This window comes from Streptomyces sp. LaPpAH-108, from assembly GCF_000373625.1.
Lineage (GTDB): Bacteria > Actinomycetota > Actinomycetes > Streptomycetales > Streptomycetaceae > Streptomyces.
In genome coordinates this window covers 38755-57628 of sequence record NZ_KB891995.1, presented here as the reverse complement: position 1 = coordinate 57628, position 18874 = coordinate 38755, and the positions used below count along the sequence as shown (strand labels likewise).

Sequence of the window (18874 nt, the reverse complement as noted above, 5' to 3'; positions counted from 1 at the left end):
GTAGAAACCTCCAACTCTACTCGCGTAGAAATTTTGTACGGGTAGTCTGAAGGAACCTGCTCAGCACCACACACCGGGAGTGCCAGTGGCACGCGTCGTAGTCGACGTCATGCTCAAGCCGGAGATCCTCGACCCCCAGGGCCAGGCGGTCCAGCGTGCGCTGCCGCGTCTGGGTTTCGATGGGATCTCGGACGTCCGCCAGGGAAAGCGTTTCGAACTGGAAGTGGAGGGGCCGGTCGACGAGGCCGCGCTCGCCCGCATCCATGATCTTGCGGAATCCTTCCTCGCCAACACCGTGATCGAGGACTTCACCGTCAAGGTGGAAGAAGTCGCGGGGGCGGCGGAGTGACCGCTCGTATTGGTGTCGTCACATTTCCCGGGAGTCTCGACGACCGTGACACCCGGCGCGCGATCACCCTCGCGGGCGCCGAACCGGTCGCGCTGTGGCACAAGGACAAGGACCTGAAGCAGGTCGACGCCGTGGTGCTGCCCGGTGGTTTCTCCTACGGCGACTATCTGCGCGCCGGGGCGATCTCCCGCTTCTCGCCGGTGATGGAGTCCGTCATCGAGCAGGCGAAGGCCGGACTTCCGGTCCTCGGTATCTGCAACGGTTTCCAGATCCTCACCGAGGCGCATCTGCTGCCCGGCGGGATGCTCGGCAACGACCACCTCCACTTCATCTGCCGCGACCAGAAGCTGCGGGTGGAGAACGCGGGGACGGCCTGGACCGGCGACTACCGCCAGGGCCAGGAGATCCACATCCCGCTGAAGAACATGGACGGCCGGTACGTCGCCGACGCGTACACGCTCGACCAGCTGGAGGCGGAGGGCCGGGTCGTCTTCCGCTACCTGGACATGAACCCCAATGGCTCGCTGCGCGACATCGCCGGCATCACCAACGAGGCCGGGAACGTCGTCGGCCTCATGCCGCACCCCGAGCACGCCGTCGAGCCGCTGATCGGAACCGGCCGCACCGACGGCCTCCCGTTCTTCACCTCGATCCTAAAGAAGCTGGTCAACGCATGAGCCGCAGCCCTCTGGACACGGTCGAGCACGCGGCCGAGACCCCCGACGTCGAGCTGCCCTGGGCCGAACTCGGTCTGAAGAAGGACGAGTACGAGCGCGTGGTCGAGATCCTCGGCCGCCGCCCGACCGGCGCCGAACTCGCCATGTACTCGGTGATGTGGTCCGAGCACTGCTCGTACAAGTCCTCCAAGGTCCACCTGCGCCAGTTCGGCGAGAAGGCGCCCCAGTCGGACGCCCTGCTCGTCGGCATCGGTGAGAACGCGGGCGTGGTGGACGTCGGCCAGGGCTACGCGGTCACCTTCAAGGTCGAGTCGCACAACCACCCCTCCTACGTCGAGCCCTACCAGGGCGCGGCCACCGGCGTCGGCGGCATCGTGCGCGACATCATCGCCATGGGCGCCCGCCCGGTCGCGGTCGTGGACCCGCTGCGCTTCGGCGCGGCCGACCACCCCGACACCAAGCGCGTGCTGCCCGGCGTGGTCGCGGGCATCGGTGGCTACGGCAACTGCCTGGGTCTGCCCAACATCGGCGGCGAGGTCGTCTTCGACGCCTGCTACCAGGGCAACCCGCTGGTCAACGCCGGTGCCATCGGCGTCATGCGGCACGAGGACATCCACCTCGCGAAGGCGTCCGGCGCGGGCAACAAGGTCATCCTCTACGGCGCCCGGACCGGCGGCGACGGCATCGGCGGCGCCTCGATCCTGGCCTCGGAGACCTTCGACACTGCATCTGATAGTGCCTCCGGCACGGGCAAGCCCTCCAAGCGCCCCGCGGTGCAGGTCGGCGACCCCTTCCAGGAGAAGCTGCTCATCGAGTGCACCCTGGAGGCGTTCCAGGAGAAGCTGGTCGTCGGCATCCAGGACCTCGGCGCGGCGGGCCTGTCCTGCGCGACGAGCGAGCTGGCCTCCAATGGTTCCGGCGGCATGCGCGTCACCCTGGACGACGTACCGCTGCGCGACTCGACCCTGTCTCCCGAGGAAATCCTCATGAGCGAGTCGCAGGAACGCATGTGCGCGGTGGTCGAGCCCGAGAAGGTCGACCGCTTCCTGGAGATCTGCGAGAAGTGGGACGTCATCGCCACCGTCATCGGTGAGGTCACCGACGGCGACCGCCTGGAGATCTTCTGGCACGGCGGCAAGATCGTCGACGTCGACCCGCGCACCGTCGCCCACGACGGCCCGGTCTACGAGCGCCCCTACGCCCGTCCCGACTGGCAGGACGCCCTCCAGGCCGACGACGCGAACAAGCTGCCCCGCCCGGCCACGCCCGAGGAGCTGCGCGAGCAGGTCCTCAAGCTGGTCGCGTCGCCCAACCAGGCGTCGAAGAAGTGGATCACTTCGCAGTACGACCACTTCGTGCAGGGCAACACCGTCCTCGCCCAGCCGGAGGACTCCGGCATGATCCGCGTGGACGAGGAGAGCGGCCTCGGCGTCGCCATCGCCACCGACGGCAACGGCCGCTACGCCAAGCTCGACCCGTACACGGGCGCGCAGCTCGCGCTGGCGGAGGCGTACCGGAACGTGGCGACGACCGGCGCGAAGCCGCTCGCCGTCTCCGACTGTCTGAACTTCGGCTCGCCCGAGGACCCGGCCGTGATGTGGCAGTTCGCGGAGGCCGTGCGCGGTCTCGCGGACGGCTGCCTCCAGCTCGGCACCCCGGTGACCGGCGGCAATGTCTCCCTCTACAACCAGACCGGCGAGGCGGCCATCCACCCGACCCCGGTGGTCGCGGTGCTCGGTGTCATCGACGACGTGGCCCGGCGCACCCCGGTCGCTTTCCAGGAGGAGGGCCAGCTGCTCTACCTGCTGGGCGACACCTCCGAGGAGTTCGGCGGCTCGGCCTGGTCCCAGGTGATCCACGACCACCTCGGCGGGCTGCCCCCGAAGGTCGACCTGGAGCGGGAGCGGCTGCTGGCCGAGATCCTGATCTCCGCCTCCCGCGACGGCATGATCGACTCCGCGCACGACCTGTCCGACGGCGGTCTGATCCAGGCCGTGGTCGAGTCGGCGCTGCTCGGCGGCAAGGGCGCTCGCCTGGTCGTCCCGGACGGTCTGGACGCGTTCACCTTCCTGCTGTCGGAGTCGGCGGGCCGCGCGCTGGTCGCCGTGCCGCGCTCGGAGGAGCTGCGCTTCACCGACATGTGCGGGGCGCGGGGGCTTCCGGCCACCCGGATCGGTGTCGTGGACGGCGACTCCATCGAGATCCAGGGCGAGTTCGGCCTGTCCCTGGCGGAGCTGCGCGAGGCGCACGAGAACACGATTCCGGCGCTGCTGGCGTAGGCATCGGATGTGACGGAGCGAGGCCCCCGCGCGAGGAGCGGGGGCCTCGTCTTTTGTCTCGGGCGGTGTCTCGGGCGGGCATCGGGTCCGGCTCAGGCGGGCACCGGCTCCCGCACCGGCTCGCCCGGCTCCCCCGGAACGGCCCGCCGCCTCGGCAGCCGCAGCGCCAGCAGCAGGCACACCAGCATGACCCCGGCCCCGCACAGGAACACCGTGTCCGTCGCGGAGACGTACGCGGTCATGCCCCGCACCCGGTCGGCGCCGCGCAGCGCGGCCAGGGAGCCGACGTCGCCCGGGCCGTCGTAGAGGCGGCCGAGCAGGGTGCCGAAGAGCGCGGCGCCGAGCGAGGTGCCGAGGGTCTGGAAGAAGCGGACGGCGGTGGTGGCCACGCCGAGCTGATGCGGGGGAGCGGCGGCCTGCACCAGCTGGATCAGCTGGCCGAGGAGCTGGCCGAACCCGGCGCCGAGCAGCAGCAGCGCGCCGCGCACCTGCCAGAGCGAGGTGGTGGTGCCGGTGCGGGCCAGCAGCAGGAACGCGGCCAGGGTGACGGCCGCGCCGCTGATCACGAAGGTCCGCTCCGACCAGCCGCGTCCGGTGAGCCGGCCGGTGAGCAGGCCGACGGTCATGATGCCCGCCGCCATCGGCAGCAGGAACAGCCCGGCGGAGGAGCTGGGGACGGCGCGCACGAGCTGGAGGTAGACCAGCACGTAGTACGTCGCGCCGGTCATCGCGAGCCCGATGAGGCCCTGGAGGGCGAAGCCGAGGCGGAGTTCGGGGACGCGGAACATCGGCAGCGGCAGGATCGGCTCGGCCGCGGTGGCCTGGCGGACGAGCAGCAGGGCGAGCGCGGCGAGGCAGCCGAGGGCCAGGCCGACGATCTCCGGCGCGGACCAGGCGTACCGCTTGCCGCCCCACTCGGTGACCAGCAGCAGCGTGGTCGCGAAGGCCGCGGCGAGGGCGGCGCCGGGGAAGTCGACCGGGTGCGAGCGGGTCGCGCGCGGGAGCTTGAGGACGACCACGGCGGTGGCGAGCGCGGCGACGCCGAGGGGCAGGTTGATGAAGAACGCCCAGCGCCAGCTCGCGTGCTGGGCGAGGAAGCCGCCGAGCCAGGGTCCGACCGCCATGCCGCCGCCCGCGACGACCCCGCCGGTGCTCGCACCCCGGTTCCGCCGCCCACCGGGGCCCCTGAGCTGGGCGATCACCACCATCGTGACGCTCATCAGACCGCCCGCTCCGGCGCCCTGCACCGCGCGGGACGCGATCAGCCAGCCCAGCGAGGGGGCCGCGCCGCACAGTGCCGAGCCGGTCAGGAAGGCGCCGAGCGCGCCGAGGAAGACGGGTTTGGCGCCGTGCGTGTCGCAGAGCTTGCCGTAGAGCGGCAGCACCGCGGCGGAGGCCAGCGAGAACGCGCTGACCAGCCAGGGGATCTTCGCGATGCCATGGGCCGGGTCGAGGTCCCGGACGATCGGGACGGTCGCGGCGGACACGATCTGCAGGTCGAGGACGGCCAGGACGATCGTGACCAGGCAGACGAGCATGCCGAGGCGGCGCTGGGTCGCAGTCATGGGCGTCACCCTGCCGCCTGTTGGTGTACTCAGTCAATATTTCATCCAGGCTCAAGCTTGAGCTTGGCCTAAAATTCATCGCGGTAAGGTGTCGGCATGGCTGAGGCGATGGGGCTGCGCGAGCGCAAGAAGCGGCAGACGGGGCAGCGGATCTACCGGGTCGCGATCGACCTCTTCGTCGAGCGGGGCTTCGACCATGTCTCCGTGCAGGAGATCGCGGACGCCGCGGAGGTCTCGAAGATGACGGTCTTCAACTACTTCCGCACCAAGGAAGACCTGGTCTTCAAGCCGATGGAGGAGCACTTCTCGGACACGGCCCGCGCCGTGCGCGACCGCGAACCCGGCGAGTCCGCCGTGGACGCCGTACGCCGCCAGTTCCTGGAGATGATCGAGAACCGCGACCCCGCGATCGGCCTCAACCCCGACCCGTTCGCCCGCCGGATCCGTCAACTGGTGCTCTCCACCCCGGTGCTGACCGAACGCGCCTTCCTCGCCGCCCAGCGCGGTGCCCGGGAGCTGGCCGCGCTGCTGGCCGCCGAGACCGGGGACCTGATGCGGGCCACCGTCGCCGCCGCGACCCTCAGCGCCGCCCGCAGCGCCCTGATCGAGGAGCACCACCGCCGCGTGGCCGAGGGCGAGAGCCTGGACCTGATCGCCGCCGAGGCACCCGAACGCGCCCGGGCCGCCTTCGAGCTGATCGAGACCGGCCTGCGGGGTTACGCCGTCCGTGCGCCGGAAGCCGCCCGGGACGCATAGGGTCACCGCCATGCCCCCGGCCAGGAAACGCCCCCGCAGATACGACCCCGCCAAGACCCGCGCGGCGGCCCTCGCCCAGCTCGGTCAGGTACGGGAGGCCGTACGGGACCTCGACTCCGAGCCGGTGCGCGCGCTGACGGCACGGCTCGCCGCGTCCCTCGCCGAGGTCGAGCACGCGATCGCGCGCCCCTCGGGCCCGAAGCCGACCCTCACCCCGGCCGAGTGGTTCCTGGCCCCGGGCGCCCGCCCGACCGCAGCGGACGTGCCGCTCGCCGACCTCGAACGACGCCTGCGCGACCTCCTCGCCGCTCACCCCGCCGAACGCCTGGTGGAGACCGGCGCCGGGGTCATGACCCTGGACGACTTCCTGGTGACGAGGCTCGTCGACCTGACACGGTGCGCCGACGACCTCACCACCACGGTCCCCGGCCTGGCCGTCGGGATCGACCGGCAGGCCCTCGCCGCCACCACCCGTGTCCTCGCCGACACCCTCGCCCTGAAGGCCCCCGGCGCCTCCACCGAGGTCCGCATCCCGCCCTACGCCGTCGTCCAGTGCGTAGAAGGCCCCCGCCACACCCGAGGCACCCCGCCCAACGTCGTGGAAACCACCCCCCTGACCTGGCTCCGCCTCACCACCGGCCGCCTGCCCTGGGCCGACGCCCTCGCCCACGCCGAGGTGAGCGCAAGCGGCGAACGCGCGGACCTGTCGGGGCTGCTCCCGCTGCTGCCGTAGCGCGACGCCATGGCAGCAGCCGTACCGGTCACGGCGCGGCGGAACCCACGGACTCCCCCTCACGTCGAACCGGTATGTACCGGCACAAGCAGCGCATGACCATGACGGCCGCCGCCGTGCTCGTCCCGCTCGCGGTGGCCTGTGGAAACGAGGGAGCGGGCAGCGGGTCGGTGGGCCCGCAGCAGCCGGTGACCGGGGTGGAGTGGCGGGTCGACAGCCTGACCACGGAGAGCACGACCCTGCGTGCCCCCGCCGGGGCGCGGCTGCGGGTGGAGGAGGACGGCACCGCGGGCGGGAACCTCGGCTGCAACAGCTTCGGCACCCGGGCCACCCTGCGCGAGGACCGGATCTCCTTCGGCGCCCTGCGCACCACCAAGATCGCCTGTGACCGGCCCCGGATGACCTTCGAGCGGGCGCTGGCCGCCGCACTCGACCGGCAGACCCTCACCGCGCGGACCGAGGACGGCAAACTCACGCTCACGGGCGGTCACGGCGAGCGCGTGCGGCTCACCCGGATCGCGGCCGATTGATGTGCGACACCTCACTCGGGACACCTCCGCCGGGCGCCCGGAGACACCCCCGGGCGCCGGACCGCGCCGGGAGTCGTCCGATACGCACCGCTGTGACCAGGTGAAACGCGAAAAGCACCAAGGTGATCGCACGTCCGGGTTCGGCAGCCGCTACGTATCCCCAATTCGGAGCAACGGCCCGGCTCGCCTACACTCGGAGCCGTGCCACGTGGTGACGGTCGACTCAATCACGATCTGCTTCCCGGCGAGAAGGGCCCCCAGGACGCTTGCGGCGTCTTCGGTGTCTGGGCGCCTGGCGAAGAGGTCGCAAAGCTCACGTACTTCGGGCTCTACGCCCTCCAGCACCGGGGTCAGGAATCCGCGGGAATCGCGGTCAGCAACGGCTCCCAGATCCTCGTCTTCAAGGACATGGGCCTGGTCTCCCAGGTCTTCGACGAAACCTCGCTCGGTTCGCTCCAGGGTCATATCGCGGTCGGACACGCCCGCTACTCGACCACCGGCGCCTCCGTGTGGGAGAACGCCCAGCCGACGTTCCGCGCCACCGCGCACGGTTCCATCGCGCTCGGCCACAACGGCAACCTGGTCAACACCGCGCAGCTCGCGGAGATGGTCGCCGACCTGCCCAAGGACACCAACGGCCGCTCCACCCGGGTCGCGGCCACCAACGACACCGACCTGCTGACGGCGCTCCTCGCCGCCCAGGTCGACGAGGACGGCAAGCCGCTCACCATCGAGGAGGCGGCCCACCGCATCCTCCCGCAGGTGAAGGGCGCCTTCAGCCTCGTCTTCATGGACGAGCACACGCTGTACGCGGCCCGCGACCCGCAGGGCATCCGCCCGCTGGTCCTCGGCCGCCTGGAGCGCGGCTGGGTCGTCGCCTCCGAGTCCGCCGCCCTCGACATCTGCGGCGCCAGCTACGTCCGCGAGATCGAGCCGGGCGAGTTCGTCGCCATCGACGAGAACGGCCTGCGCACCTCCCGATTCGCGGAAGCGAAGCCCAAGGGCTGTGTCTTCGAGTACGTCTACCTGGCGCGCCCCGACACCGACATCGCCGGGCGGAACGTCTACCTCTCCCGCGTGGAGATGGGCCGCCGCCTCGCCAAGGAGGCGCCGGTCGAGGCCGACCTGGTCATAGCCACCCCGGAGTCCGGCACCCCGGCCGCCATCGGGTACGCGGAAGCCTCCGGCATCCCCTTCGGCAACGGCCTGGTGAAGAACGCCTACGTGGGCCGCACCTTCATCCAGCCCTCGCAGACCATCCGCCAGCTGGGCATCCGGCTGAAGCTGAACCCGCTCAAGGAAGTCATCAAGGGCAAGCGCCTGATCGTCGTCGACGACTCGATCGTGCGCGGCAACACCCAGCGCGCCCTGGTGCGCATGCTGCGCGAGGCGGGCGCCGCCGAGGTCCACATCCGGATCTCCTCGCCGCCCGTGAAGTGGCCCTGCTTCTTCGGCATCGACTTCGCCACCCGCGCCGAGCTGATCGCCAACGGCATGACCATCGAGGAGATCGGCACCAGCCTGGGCGCCGACTCGCTCGCGTACATCTCCATCGACGGCATGATCGACGCGACCACCATCGCCAAGCCGAACCTGTGCCGCGCCTGCTTCGACGGTGAGTACCCGATGGAGCTGCCCGACCCGGAGCTGCTCGGCAAGCAGCTGCTGGAGACCGAGCTGGCGGCAGGAACCGCCGCCACCGCCGCGGCCGACGCCATCCGGCGTCCCTGAGCTGCGCCGTCAGAGCCGTACGACAGGAAAGTTCTCTTAAGCCATGTCCTCTGAGACCACGGGTGCCAGCTACGCGAGCGCGGGCGTCGACATCGAGGCGGGCGACCGCGCGGTCGAGCTGATGAAGGAATGGGTGCGCAAGACCCGCCGCCCCGAGGTCCTCGGCGGCCTCGGCGGCTTCGCCGGGCTCTTCGACGCCTCCGCCCTCAAGCGCTACGAGCGCCCGCTGCTCGCCTCCGCGACCGACGGCGTCGGCACCAAGGTCGACATCGCCCGCCGCCTGGGCGTGTACGACACCATCGGCCACGACCTGGTCGCCATGGTCATGGACGACATCGTGGTGTGCGGCGCCGAACCGCTCTTCATGACCGACTACATCTGCGTCGGCAAGGTCCACCCCGAGCGGGTCGCCGCGATCGTCAAGGGCATCGCGGAGGGCTGTGTGCTGGCCGGCTGCGCCCTGGTGGGCGGCGAGACGGCCGAGCACCCGGGCCTGCTCGGCCCGGACGACTTCGACGTCGCGGGCGCCGGTACGGGCGTGGTGGAGGCCGACCGGCTGCTCGGCCCGGACCGCATCCGCGAGGGCGACGCCGTGATCGCCATGGCGTCCTCCGGTCTTCACTCGAACGGGTACTCCCTGGTCCGTCACGTCCTGCTGGAGCGCGCCGGACTCGCCCTGGAGTCGGAGGTCGCGGAGCTGGGCCGCACGCTCGGGGAGGAGCTGCTGGTGCCCACCAAGATCTACTCGCTGGACTGCCTCGCGCTCACCCGCACCACCGAGGTGCACGCCTTCTCGCACATCACCGGCGGCGGCCTCGCGGCCAACCTGGCCCGGGTGATCCCGGACGGGCTGCACGCCACCGTGGACCGCTCCACCTGGACCCCGGGCGCGATCTTCGACCTGGTCGGCCGCACGGGCGACGTCGAGCGCCTGGAGCTGGAGAAGACCCTGAACATGGGCGTCGGCATGATGGCCGTCGTCCCCGCCGAGTCCGTCGAGGCGGCCCTGACCACGCTGGCCGACCGCGGCGTGGACGCCTGGGTGGCCGGTGAGATCACCGCCCGGGACGGCCACGCTTCGGGCGCCGAGCTGACCGGGGACTACGCGCGCTAGAACACCGGTAGGGCGGGCTCCCGCAGGGCGCCCGCCCTTACTCGTGGCTCACTCACCGCCCCGACCGCTTCACCAGCAGCACAGAAGCCGGTCGGTGGCAGTGCCACCGACCGGCCTGATGCTCAGTGCGAGGTCAAGCGCCGCGACGGTGTTGTGAGGGACCGTCGTCCTCGTCCTCGTCGTCGTCCTCATAGAGGTCGGCGTAACGGGAGTAGAGGTCATCGTCGTCATCTTCATCGTCCTCGAACGGCTCGCCGTTCGGCGGCTGGCTCGAAGTCGATGCGCCCAGTTCACTGGCCAGACGTGACAGGTCAGTCCCACCGCTGTTGTACTTCAGCTGGCGGGCGACCTTTGTCTGCTTGGCCTTGGCCCGGCCGCGCCCCATGGCTCGACCCCCTCGGTGACGGGGCTCAACGGCCCCAGAGTCTGACACGCGTTCATGATCTGGAACGGACTCTCCGCAGAGATGCCGGTCCGTAGGGCTTCCACGGTACCTGAGCCCGCGCCCATACGGTACGTCGCCCGCAGCACGCGCGTGTGCACAGGACCCTCGAGGAGCCCTGTCCTCGCTGGTCAACGGCGATTTTAACCACTTATCGGGGGACGACCCGCCGGTGGAAGTGAGAGTTCTCTCCAAGTTGCCTCCGGCGGGTACCGCCCACCCGCGCGGCCGGGCACCCGGCCAGGGAGCCGCACGGGTGCCGCACGCGCGCCGCGCGGGTGCCGCAGGGGTGCCGCGTGGGCGCGAACCGGCCGTGCCGGTCAGCGCGCCGCGCGGGCGTCCGCCATGCGCCGCTCGGCGATACGGTCGGCCGCCGCGGCCGGCGGAATGCCGTCTGCCTTTGCGGTCGCGAAGATTTCCAGCGTGGTGTCGAAGATCTTCGCGGCCTTCGCCCGGCACCGCTCGAAGTCGAATCCGTGCAGCTCGTCCGCCACCTGGATCACCCCGCCCGCGTTCACCACGTAGTCCGGGGCGTAGAGGATGCCCCGGTCGGCGATGTCCTTCTCCACGCCCGGGTGGGCGAGCTGGTTGTTGGCCGCGCCGCACACCACCTTGGCGGTCAGTACCGCCACCGTGTGGTCGTCCAGGGCGCCGCCCAGCGCACAGGGGGCGTAGATGTCCAGCCCCTCCACACGGATCAGCTCGTCGGTGCTCGCCACCGCCGTCACCCCCTCGGGGTACTCGGCCAGGATCCGGCGTACCGCGTCCGGGCGTACGTCCGTGAGCACGACCTCGGCGCCCTCCGCGCGCAGGTGGCCCACCAGATGGCGGCCCACCTTGCCGACGCCCGCGATGCCGACCCGGCGCCCGCGCAGCGAAGGGTCGCCCCAGACCTGCTGGGCGGAGGCGCGCATGCCCTGGTAGACGCCGAAGGCGGTGAGCACGGAGGAGTCGCCCGCGCCGCCGTTCTCCGGGGAGCGGCCGGTGGTCCAGCGGCAGGTGCGGGCCACCACGTCCATGTCCGCGACATAGGTGCCGACGTCGCACGCGGTCACGTAGCGCCCGCCGAGCGAGGCGACCATCCGGCCGTAGGCGAGCAGCAGCTCCTCGGTCTTGTCCCGCTCCGGGTCACCGATGATCACGGCCTTGCCACCGCCGTGGTCAAGACCGGCCATCGCGTTCTTGTACGACATCCCGCGCGCGAGGTTGAGGGCGTCGGCGACGGCGTCGGCCTCGGTGGCGTACGGGTGGAAGCGGGTGCCGCCGAGGGCCGGGCCGAGGGCGGTGGAGTGCAGGGCGATGACGGCCTTGAGGCCGCTGGCGCGGTCCTGGCAGAGGACGACCTGCTCATGGCCGCCCTGGTCCGAGTGGAAGAGGGTCCGCAGGACGTCAGCGGATGCGCCGGTTGCGTAGGTCACGGTGGTGACTCCTGTGCGTGTAGCGGCGGACGGGGCCGGGGCGGCCCCTGGGGTTTCCCCACACTTTTGGCCGTGGGGGTGGGTGGCGGGGTGCTGCCACGCGGCCGTTGGGCCGCAAGGCTGAGCGTAGAGCCTGCTCGCGGCCCGTATCCGGGGTACGCCGAGGATCACTCTTCCGTGCCCGCGGGGCCGCTCGCCGTGGCACGATGCGCAGTGGTTCCGAGCCGGACCCGGCCGGGGTTTCGAGCCGGGCGCGAGGAGGAGGGAGGGAGCGTGCCCAAGGTGTCCTCCGTGGTCGTCCCCTATGCCGCGTACCTGCGCGTGTACGAGCCGCTGGCCGCCTTCCCGGAGCCCGAGCGCACCCACTGGGCGCGGTACGCCCGCAGGCCCGACCGCCCCACCTACCAGGACGAGCTGCGCCGCTCGCTGGCCGACCTGCTGCCCACCCCGCCGGTCGCGGTGCCGGTGCACGAGAGCGCGGACGCCTTCGTGACCGAGGTGGACGGCGTGGTCTGCGTCTGCCCCTGGCGCACCCGGCTGCGCGGCTGGCAGGCGCTTGCCGCCCTGGACGAGGAGCTGCCCCCGACGGTGCTGGACGCGGTCCTGCCCCCGCTGGTGCGCGAGCAGGCCGCCCTGGACTACGAGCGCTGGCTCGTCCGCAACCCCGACGCCCGCCCCTGGATCCGCACCGCGACCTGGCAGGTGCCGCTCAACTGGTTCGTGCTCGTCGGCGACGAGGAGCGGCGCTTCGAGAAGGGCACAGGCGAGGTGCCCCCGCTGCTGCGCTACCGCACCCCGATGGTGCAGGCCAGGCGGCGCGTGGCGCGGGCACTGCGCACCCTGAAGGACGCCGTCGAGGAGGGCCCGCTGATCGACGGCCTGGTGGACGTCGGCCGCTGGCTGGAGGAGTTCCACCCCCGCTCCCTGGTGGAGCTGGACTACGGCGGTCTGGTGCACGCGGTGCCCGCGGGGGCGCTGGAGGACGACCACTCCGCGGCGGACGTGGCCGCGGGCATCGACGCGCTGCGCCGGGGCGACGGCCCGGCCGCGGGGCGGGTCTACGGGCGCCTGGTGCAGCGCTGGCGCGCGGTGCGGGACCTGCGTTCGGCGAACTGATCGTCTTGTCCGTGCGTCCGGGCGAACTGATCGCCGAATCCGTACGTACTCCTTGATGACGGCACATCCCGAACAGGCGAGAAGTGACGCAGCTCACGGTCGAAATGGCCTCGAACAGCGTACGGTCTGTGGACTTGACTCATCTGACGGGATGTTGGTCCCGATCCGGGCTTTTTCCCATCAAGGGTGATGGACGGCACTTACGCGGCTCTTGCGTCTCTTGCCGCTCCTCATGCCAAAATAGGACAAGGAGCCCGGGGAGGGCTCCGTCTGTCCATCTGTGCTCCACTGTGGGCAGAATCTCCGCATTGCACGATTTGGGGGGTCCGGTGCCTCCTGATCGCCGAAGTGACTGATCGTCACATCGGCGTGACTGTCCGCTATGGCATGGTCCATCGGCTTCCGTCGCTGATGAACACCTGGGAGGGCAATTCCATCGGTTTGGCCGACGCGGCTGGACAGATGGTGTAGTTGTAGTGCCGAGGACAAGCCGTTCGTCCTATAACCGACTCGACTCGCGTCCGCCATTTCGGGCAACGCGGGTCAAGGTGCAGAATTTAGAGGAAAGAACCGAGAACGTCGGTTCTCCCGAGGAGGCCGCTCATGACCGCTCGCACCCCTGATGCCGAGCCGCTGCTGACCCCGGCTGAGGTCGCCACCATGTTCCGTGTCGACCCCAAGACGGTCACGCGGTGGGCGAAGGCCGGCAAGCTCACGTCGATCCGCACGCTCGGCGGGCACCGCCGCTACCGCGAGGCGGAGGTCCGCGCCCTGCTCGCGGGCATCCCGCAGCAGCGCAGCGAGGCCTGAACAACTCCATAACCGGGCAGAACGACCGAACCCCAACTGGTCGGGGCGCCCGAACCCTAGCTCTGAACGACGCGGGACCTGCCCCAACAGGCCCCCCGCCCAAGCCGATTCACATGCTTGAGTAAGTGGCACAGGGTGCGTCGTAGATCGCGCTGGACTCCGCCGGGTCCAGCGCGATCTTTTTTGTGCCTTCGGGCGGGTCTTCCTGAGCCTCTGTGAGCGGCCTTGTCGGAGTCTGAGGAGGAGTGTGGGAAGCGCCGTGCGTGACCCGTGAGGCAGGTGCAATTGCACATATTAAATTGACCTGTTGTAGGACAGTGGTAAGAACCGTACTTTCAAAAAATCATGCCGTGACTCCCGTCACAGGCCGGGCGTCTTGTTGCCGCGGGCATGTGTGCGCTATTGGGGTCGCCCGCCCCATCAGCCCTTGTGTGGACGGGTGTTGGGGTTCTCGTCCGGTTCCATGGCGAGCCGCTGGAGGCGGTGGCAGACGGGACAGCGACGGGTGACGTGCCGATAGGCGGAGGCGGCCGACAGATGCGCCCTCAGAAGCGCCCGTGTCGCGTGCCTGGCCGATGCCGCCATCCGTCACCTCCGGAGGCCGCACGGGGGAGACGGCCTGCCTTCTGGGTACCGAGCCCGGCCTGGGCCGTCAAGAGCGCCGGGCGCGGCGCGGGCGGCGCAGACGGGAGCGGTACGGGTGGGAACGGCGAAAGGGCCCCCTCGCGGGGGCCCTTCCTTTACTGCGGTCCTGACGGGATTTGAACCCGCGGCCTCCACCTTGACAGGGTGGCGAGCACTCCAAACTGCTCCACAGGACCATCTCGCGCGGCACTCGGCTGCTGCGTCGTGCTGCGAGAAGGACTGTACACGAGGGGGGATGTCCTGGTCGAACTCACCCTCCGCGCACGCCCGGTCACGGTGCCAGGGCGTCGATCGCCTTCACGATCCGCTTGTCGGAGACGGGGTAGGCCGTGCCCAGCGCATGGGCGAAGTAGCTGACCCGCAGCTCCTCGATCATCCAGCGGATGTCGAGCACCTGCCGGGGCACCGGGCGCCCCTGCGGCAGCTGCTCCAGGAGCCAGGCGTACTCGTCGCGCATCTCCTGGACCTTCTCCATGCGGGAGGTGTCCCGCTGGACGTTCGTCGGCATCTGCTGCAGCCGCCGGTCGGCGGCCACCAGATAGCGCATCAGGTCCGGCAGCCGCTTCAGGCCCGCCCAGGTCACGAAGCCCGGCTTCACCAGCGCGTCCAGCTGCTGGCGCACGTCCCTCAGGTTGGCGAGCAGGACCGGGCTCTTCACCGACTTCAGCCGCCGCTCGGCCGCCTGCCAGGCCGCGAGCACCTGCTGCGTCTGGCCGACCGCGCGCACGGTGGTGTCCACGATCTCGGCCCGCACCTTGTCGTAGAGCTTGCGGTACGACTCCTCGTCCCACACCGGGCCGCCGAAGTCCGCGATCAGCTTGTCGGCCGCGGCCATCGCGCAGTCGTCGAACAGGGCCTGCACCGAGCCGTGCGGGTTGGCCGAGAGCGCCAGCTTCTGGGCGTTCGTCAGCCTGTCCGCGGCGAACTTGGCCGGGTTGACCGGGATGTTGCGCAGGATGAGCCGGCGCGTGCCCTTCCACATGGCCTCGGCCTGCTCCTCCTCGGTGTCGAAGAGGCGTACGGAGACCGTGTCGCCGTCGTCCACCAGGGCGGGATACGCCTTGACCGGGTGTCCGGCCCGCTTGGTCTCGAAGACGCGGGTGAGCGTGCCGATCGTCCAGTCGGTCAGCCCCGAGCGCTCAAGGGACTCGCCGCCCTGCCGGGAGGCGGTGGCCGCGGCGGCCTGGGAGAGCGCCTTGCGGGCCTTCGGGCGCAGCTGGAGCTTCAGCGCCTCCAGGTCCTTGTCCTCGGCCAGCTTGCGGCGCCGTTCGTCCACGATCCTGAAGGTGACCTTCAGATGGTCGGGCACCTTGGACCAGTCGAAGTCCGCGGCCTCGAAGGGCACGCCGACCATGCGCTTCAGCTCGCGCGCCATGGTGGTCGGCAGCGGCTCCTGGAGGGGGACGGCCCGCTCCAGGAACTTCTTGGCGTAGTTGGGCGCGGGGACGTAGTTGCGGCGGATCGGCTTGGGCAGCGTGCGGATCAGCTCGGTGACGACCTCCTCGCGCAGGCCCGGGATCTGCCAGTCGAAGCCCTCGTCGGTGACCTGGTTCAGTACCTGGAGCGGGATGTGCACGGTCACACCGTCGGCGTCCGCGCCCGGCTCGAACTGGTAGGTCACCCGGAACTTGAGGTTCCCCTGGTGCCAGGTGTCGGGATAGTCGGCCTTGGTGACCGCCTCCGCCGACTCCCGGATGAGCATCTCCCGCTCGAAGTCGAGGAAGTCGGGCTGCTCGTGCCGCTTGCGCTTCCACCAGGAGTCGAAGTGGGCCCCGGATACGACGTGTTCGGGCACGCGCTGGTCGTAGAAGTCGAACAGCGTCTCGTCGTCCACCACGATGTCCCGGCGCCGGGCGCGGTGTTCCAGCTCCTCGACCTCGCTGAGCAGCTTGCGGTTGTCGGCGAAGAACTTGTGGTGCGTGCGCCAGTCGCCCTCGACCAGCGCGTTGCGAATGAAAAGTTCGCGGGACAGCTCGGGGTCGATCCGGCCGTAGTTCACCTTGCGCTGGGCGACGATCGGGACGCCGTACAGCGTCACCTTCTCGTACGCCATCACGGCCGCCTGGTCCTTCTCCCAGTGCGGTTCGCTGTACGTCCGCTTCAGGAGGTGCCCGGCGAGCGGTTCGACCCACTCGGGCTCGATCTTGGCGTTGACGCGGGCCCAGAGCCGGGAGGTCTCCACGAGTTCGGCCGACATCAGGAACTTCGGCTGCTTCTTGAAGAGCGAGGAGCCGGGGAAGACCGCGAACTTGGCGTTGCGGGCGCCCAGGTACTCGTTCTTGTTGCCGTCCTTCACGTCCTTCATGCCGACGTGGGAGAGGAGGCCCGCGAGCAGGGAGACATGGATGCGGTCGGCGGGGGCGTCCTCCTCGCCTATGCGGATGTCCAGCTGCTTGGCGACCGTGCGCAGCTGGGTGTAGATGTCCTGCCACTCGCGGATGCGCAGGAAGTTCAGATACTCCTGCTTGCACATCCGGCGGAAGGACGAGGAGCCGCGTTCCTTCTGCTGCTCGCGGATGTACCGCCACAGGTTGAGGTAGGCGAGGAAGTCGCTGGTCTCGTCCTTGAATCGGGCGTGCTGCTGGTCGGCCTGGGTCTGCTTGTCGGCGGGGCGCTCGCGCGGGTCCTGGATGGACAGGGCGGCGGCGATGACCATGACCTCGCGGACACAGCCGTTCCGCGCGGCTTCCAGGACCATGCGGGCAAGACGCGGGTCGACCGGCAACTGGGCGAGCTTGCGGCCCGTTTCGGTGAGGCGCTTGCGCGGGTCCTTCTGCGCGGGGTCGAGGGCGCCGAGTTCCTGGAGCAACTGCACGCCGTCGCGGATGTTGCGGTGGTCCGGCGGGTCGATGAAGGGGAACTTCTCGATCTCGCCGAGGCCGGCCGCGGTCATCTGGAGGATGACGGAAGCCAGGTTGGTGCGCAGGATCTCGGCGTCGGTGAACTCCGGCCGGGCGACGAAGTCGTCCTCGGAGTAGAGCCGGATGCAGATGCCGTCGCTGGTACGGCCGCAGCGGCCCTTGCGCTGGTTGGCGCTGGCCTGCGAGACCGGCTCGATGGGCAGCCGCTGGACCTTGGTGCGGTGGCTGTAGCGGCTGATGCGGGCGAAGCCGGGGTCGATGACGTACTTGATGCCGGGGACGGTCAGCGAGGTCTCGGCGACGTTGGTCGCGAGCACGATCCGGCGGCCGGTGTGCGGCTGGAAGACGCGGTGCTGCTCGGCGTGCGAGAGGCGCGCGTACAGCGGCAGCACCTCGGTGAATCTGTACTTCTTCTTCTCCAGCGCGTCGGCCGTGTCCCGGATCTCGCGCTCGCCGGAGAGGAAGACGAGGATGTCGCCTTGCCCCTCGGCCATCAACTCCTCGACGGCGTCGGTGATCGCGGTGATCTGGTCGCGGTCGGCGTCGGAGGAGTCCTCTTCGAGCAGCGGCCGGTAGCGCACCTCGACGGGGTACGTCCGTCCGCTCACCTCGATGATCGGGGCATCACCGAAGTGCCGGGAGAAGCGCTCCGGGTCGATGGTGGCCGAGGTGATGACGACCTTGAGGTCGGGGCGCCTGGGCAGCAGCTGGGCGAGATAGCCGAGCAGGAAGTCGATGTTGAGGGACCGCTCGTGGGCCTCGTCGATGATGATCGTGTCGTAGGCGCGCAGCTCGCGGTCGGTCTGGATCTCCGCGAGGAGGATGCCGTCCGTCATCAGCTTCACGAAGGTGGCGTCCGGGTTCACCTGGTCGGTGAAGCGGACCTTCCAGCCGACGGCCTCGCCGAGCGGGGTCTTCAGCTCGTCGGCGACGCGCTCGGCCACCGTCCGGGCGGCGATGCGGCGGGGCTGGGTGTGCCCGATCATGCCGCGCACGCCCCGGCCCAGCTCCATACAGATCTTGGGGATCTGGGTGGTCTTTCCGGAGCCGGTCTCACCGGCCACGATGACCACTTGGTGATCGCGGATGGCGGCTGCGATCTCGTCCTTCTTCTGGCTGACCGGCAGCTGCTCGGGGTAGGTGACGGCGGGCACACGGGAGCGCCGCGCGTTCATGCGGGAGGCGGCCTGGTCGATGTCGCCCTCGATCTCGGCGAGGACGGCGGCGCGGGCCTCCGGCTTACGGATCTTGCGCGCGCCCTCGAGCCTGCGCCCGAGCCGGTGGGCGTCACGCAGCGACAACTCGGTCAGTCGGGAGGCGAGGGCGCCCGGGGCGGGAGCGGGATGCGTAGACATACGCGATCCAGGATCTCACCTCGGGGAAACAGCGCGCGAACGATTTGCCGCTCCGGCGCTCTCAGGCGGACGGGCCCGCGCACGGGCCCGTCTCCCTGACTAGGTGGCTTGCGCTGTCCTGGCTCGGCGGCTTCGCCGCCTCGGCTCAGCAGCTTCGCTGTCCGGACCTGAACCCGGACCGGTACCCGTCCTTGAAGCCGTTCTGGTAGTCCCCGCGCGGGTCCACCAGCGAGCGGACCGGGAACTGACGGTGGCCGTCATTGCGGTGGTGGCACGTGCGCTGACCGTCCCGGAAGCCCGACCTGAAGCCGTCCCGGAAGCCCTGCTGGTAGTCCCTGGGTGAAGCCGGAAGCGTCGTCACCGTCCCGGTCCGCGCGGTGGCGGGTGCCGCCGACGCGACCTGCTGGAAGGAGACCGGAGCGAGAACGACGGCCGCAGCTACGAACATCGAGCTGAACACTGCCGTCCGCTGTCTTTTCGTGACGGGCATAGG

16 protein-coding genes and 1 tRNA gene are annotated in these 18874 nt (G+C 70.2%); 10 read left to right on the top strand and 7 right to left on the bottom strand.

The features are described 5' to 3' along the window. Nucleotides 1-85: 85 nt before the first annotated feature. Genes purS through purL form a run of 3 tightly spaced genes read left to right on the top strand, consistent with a single transcriptional unit; the run spans nucleotide 86 to nucleotide 3305 of the window. The gene (gene purS, locus B079_RS0119275) at nucleotides 86-349 is read left to right on the top strand and encodes a phosphoribosylformylglycinamidine synthase subunit PurS (RefSeq protein ID WP_018547478.1); all 264 of its coding nucleotides are present in this window, start codon (nucleotides 86-88) and stop codon (nucleotides 347-349) included. After that, nucleotides 346-1026: a phosphoribosylformylglycinamidine synthase subunit PurQ gene (gene purQ, locus B079_RS0119270; RefSeq protein ID WP_018547477.1), complete on the top strand. Its 681-nt coding sequence runs from the start codon at nucleotides 346-348 to the stop codon at nucleotides 1024-1026. The genes purS and purQ overlap by 4 nt, the downstream gene beginning before the upstream one ends. Then, nucleotides 1023-3305, top strand: a complete 2283-nt coding sequence (gene purL / locus B079_RS0119265) for a phosphoribosylformylglycinamidine synthase subunit PurL (protein WP_018547476.1) — start codon at nucleotides 1023-1025, stop codon at nucleotides 3303-3305. Before purQ ends, purL begins: the two co-directional genes overlap by 4 nt. 92 nt (nucleotides 3306-3397) lie before the next feature. Here the strand turns inward: purL and B079_RS32350 are convergent, their stop codons facing one another. Then, nucleotides 3398-4870, bottom strand: a complete 1473-nt coding sequence (locus B079_RS32350; RefSeq protein WP_018547475.1) for an MFS transporter — start codon at nucleotides 4868-4870, stop codon at nucleotides 3398-3400. Nucleotides 4871-4966: 96 nt separating this feature from the next. On the opposite strand from B079_RS32350, the gene B079_RS0119255 reads away from it, so the two are divergent. The 5 genes from B079_RS0119255 to purM all read left to right on the top strand — a co-directional run bounded on the left by B079_RS0119255 (nucleotide 4967) and on the right by purM (nucleotide 9734). Beyond that, nucleotides 4967-5626: a TetR/AcrR family transcriptional regulator gene (locus B079_RS0119255; RefSeq protein ID WP_018547474.1), complete on the top strand. Its 660-nt coding sequence runs from the start codon at nucleotides 4967-4969 to the stop codon at nucleotides 5624-5626. Between the two features lie 10 nt (nucleotides 5627-5636). Beyond that, complete coding sequence (locus tag B079_RS0119250) at nucleotides 5637-6359, top strand: sterol carrier family protein (RefSeq protein WP_018547473.1); 723 nt, start codon at nucleotides 5637-5639, stop codon at nucleotides 6357-6359. 95 nt (nucleotides 6360-6454) lie between these two features. Continuing rightward, complete coding sequence (locus B079_RS0119245) at nucleotides 6455-6889, top strand: META domain-containing protein (RefSeq protein ID WP_234016820.1); 435 nt, start codon at nucleotides 6455-6457, stop codon at nucleotides 6887-6889. 201 nt (nucleotides 6890-7090) lie between these two features. Beyond that, nucleotides 7091-8620, top strand: coding sequence for an amidophosphoribosyltransferase (gene purF / locus B079_RS0119240; RefSeq protein ID WP_018547471.1), 1530 nt, complete (start codon nucleotides 7091-7093; stop codon nucleotides 8618-8620). 43 nt (nucleotides 8621-8663) lie between these two features. Next, nucleotides 8664-9734, top strand: coding sequence for a phosphoribosylformylglycinamidine cyclo-ligase (purM, locus tag B079_RS0119235; RefSeq protein WP_018547470.1), 1071 nt, complete (start codon nucleotides 8664-8666; stop codon nucleotides 9732-9734). A gap of 133 nt (nucleotides 9735-9867) precedes the next feature. On the opposite strand, the gene B079_RS0119230 is transcribed toward purM, so the two are convergent. After that, the gene (locus tag B079_RS0119230; RefSeq protein WP_018547469.1) at nucleotides 9868-10119 is read right to left on the bottom strand and encodes a DUF3073 domain-containing protein; all 252 of its coding nucleotides are present in this window, start codon (nucleotides 10117-10119) and stop codon (nucleotides 9868-9870) included. Between the two features lie 377 nt (nucleotides 10120-10496). Then, nucleotides 10497-11594 (bottom strand): Leu/Phe/Val dehydrogenase, encoded by a 1098-nt coding sequence (locus B079_RS0119225; RefSeq protein ID WP_018547468.1) that lies wholly within the window; start codon nucleotides 11592-11594, stop codon nucleotides 10497-10499. A 273-nt stretch (nucleotides 11595-11867) separates the two neighbouring features. Here B079_RS0119225 and B079_RS0119220 point away from each other — a divergent pair, with 273 nt between their 5' ends. Continuing rightward, on the top strand, nucleotides 11868-12710 hold the full coding sequence (locus B079_RS0119220; protein ID WP_018547467.1) for a hypothetical protein: 843 nt from the start codon (nucleotides 11868-11870) through the stop codon (nucleotides 12708-12710). Nucleotides 12711-13313: 603 nt separating this feature from the next. Then, nucleotides 13314-13520, top strand: coding sequence for a developmental transcriptional regulator BldC (gene bldC, locus B079_RS0119215; RefSeq protein ID WP_003949541.1), 207 nt, complete (start codon nucleotides 13314-13316; stop codon nucleotides 13518-13520). A 420-nt stretch (nucleotides 13521-13940) separates the two neighbouring features. Here bldC and B079_RS35935 read toward each other — a convergent pair whose 3' ends face one another. From B079_RS35935 to B079_RS0119200, 4 genes are all read right to left on the bottom strand, one after another. Then, nucleotides 13941-14105, bottom strand: a complete 165-nt coding sequence (locus B079_RS35935) for a DUF6274 family protein (RefSeq protein WP_267880473.1) — start codon at nucleotides 14103-14105, stop codon at nucleotides 13941-13943. A 161-nt stretch (nucleotides 14106-14266) separates the two neighbouring features. After that, nucleotides 14267-14341: transfer RNA gene (locus tag B079_RS0119210), tRNA-Asp, on the bottom strand. Nucleotides 14342-14436: 95 nt separating this feature from the next. Beyond that, nucleotides 14437-18381 (bottom strand): ATP-dependent RNA helicase HrpA, encoded by a 3945-nt coding sequence (gene hrpA / locus B079_RS0119205; RefSeq protein WP_026248855.1) that lies wholly within the window; start codon nucleotides 18379-18381, stop codon nucleotides 14437-14439. A gap of 145 nt (nucleotides 18382-18526) precedes the next feature. Further along, nucleotides 18527-18871 (bottom strand): hypothetical protein, encoded by a 345-nt coding sequence (locus B079_RS0119200; RefSeq protein WP_018547465.1) that lies wholly within the window; start codon nucleotides 18869-18871, stop codon nucleotides 18527-18529. Nucleotides 18872-18874: the final 3 nt, after the last annotated feature.

What these genes read in the sequence shown, in the direction of transcription:
- B079_RS0119230 (WP_018547469.1), bottom strand. Translation starts at nt 10,119, where the DNA reads ATGGGGCGCGGCCGGGCCAAGGCCAAGCAGACAAAGGTCGCCCGCCAG.
- purM (WP_018547470.1), top strand. Translation starts at nt 8,664, where the DNA reads ATGTCCTCTGAGACCACGGGTGCCAGCTACGCGAGCGCGGGCGTCGAC.
- purL (WP_018547476.1), top strand. Translation starts at nt 1,023, where the DNA reads ATGAGCCGCAGCCCTCTGGACACGGTCGAGCACGCGGCCGAGACCCCC.
- B079_RS32350 (WP_018547475.1), bottom strand. Translation starts at nt 4,870, where the DNA reads ATGACTGCGACCCAGCGCCGCCTCGGCATGCTCGTCTGCCTGGTCACG.
- B079_RS0119250 (WP_018547473.1), top strand. Translation starts at nt 5,637, where the DNA reads ATGCCCCCGGCCAGGAAACGCCCCCGCAGATACGACCCCGCCAAGACC.
- bldC (WP_003949541.1), top strand. Translation starts at nt 13,314, where the DNA reads ATGACCGCTCGCACCCCTGATGCCGAGCCGCTGCTGACCCCGGCTGAG.
- B079_RS35935 (WP_267880473.1), bottom strand. Translation starts at nt 14,105, where the DNA reads ATGGCGGCATCGGCCAGGCACGCGACACGGGCGCTTCTGAGGGCGCAT.
- hrpA (WP_026248855.1), bottom strand. Translation starts at nt 18,381, where the DNA reads ATGTCTACGCATCCCGCTCCCGCCCCGGGCGCCCTCGCCTCCCGACTG.
- B079_RS0119255 (WP_018547474.1), top strand. Translation starts at nt 4,967, where the DNA reads ATGGCTGAGGCGATGGGGCTGCGCGAGCGCAAGAAGCGGCAGACGGGG.
- B079_RS0119200 (WP_018547465.1), bottom strand. Translation starts at nt 18,871, where the DNA reads ATGCCCGTCACGAAAAGACAGCGGACGGCAGTGTTCAGCTCGATGTTC.
- B079_RS0119245 (WP_234016820.1), top strand. Translation starts at nt 6,455, where the DNA reads ATGACCATGACGGCCGCCGCCGTGCTCGTCCCGCTCGCGGTGGCCTGT.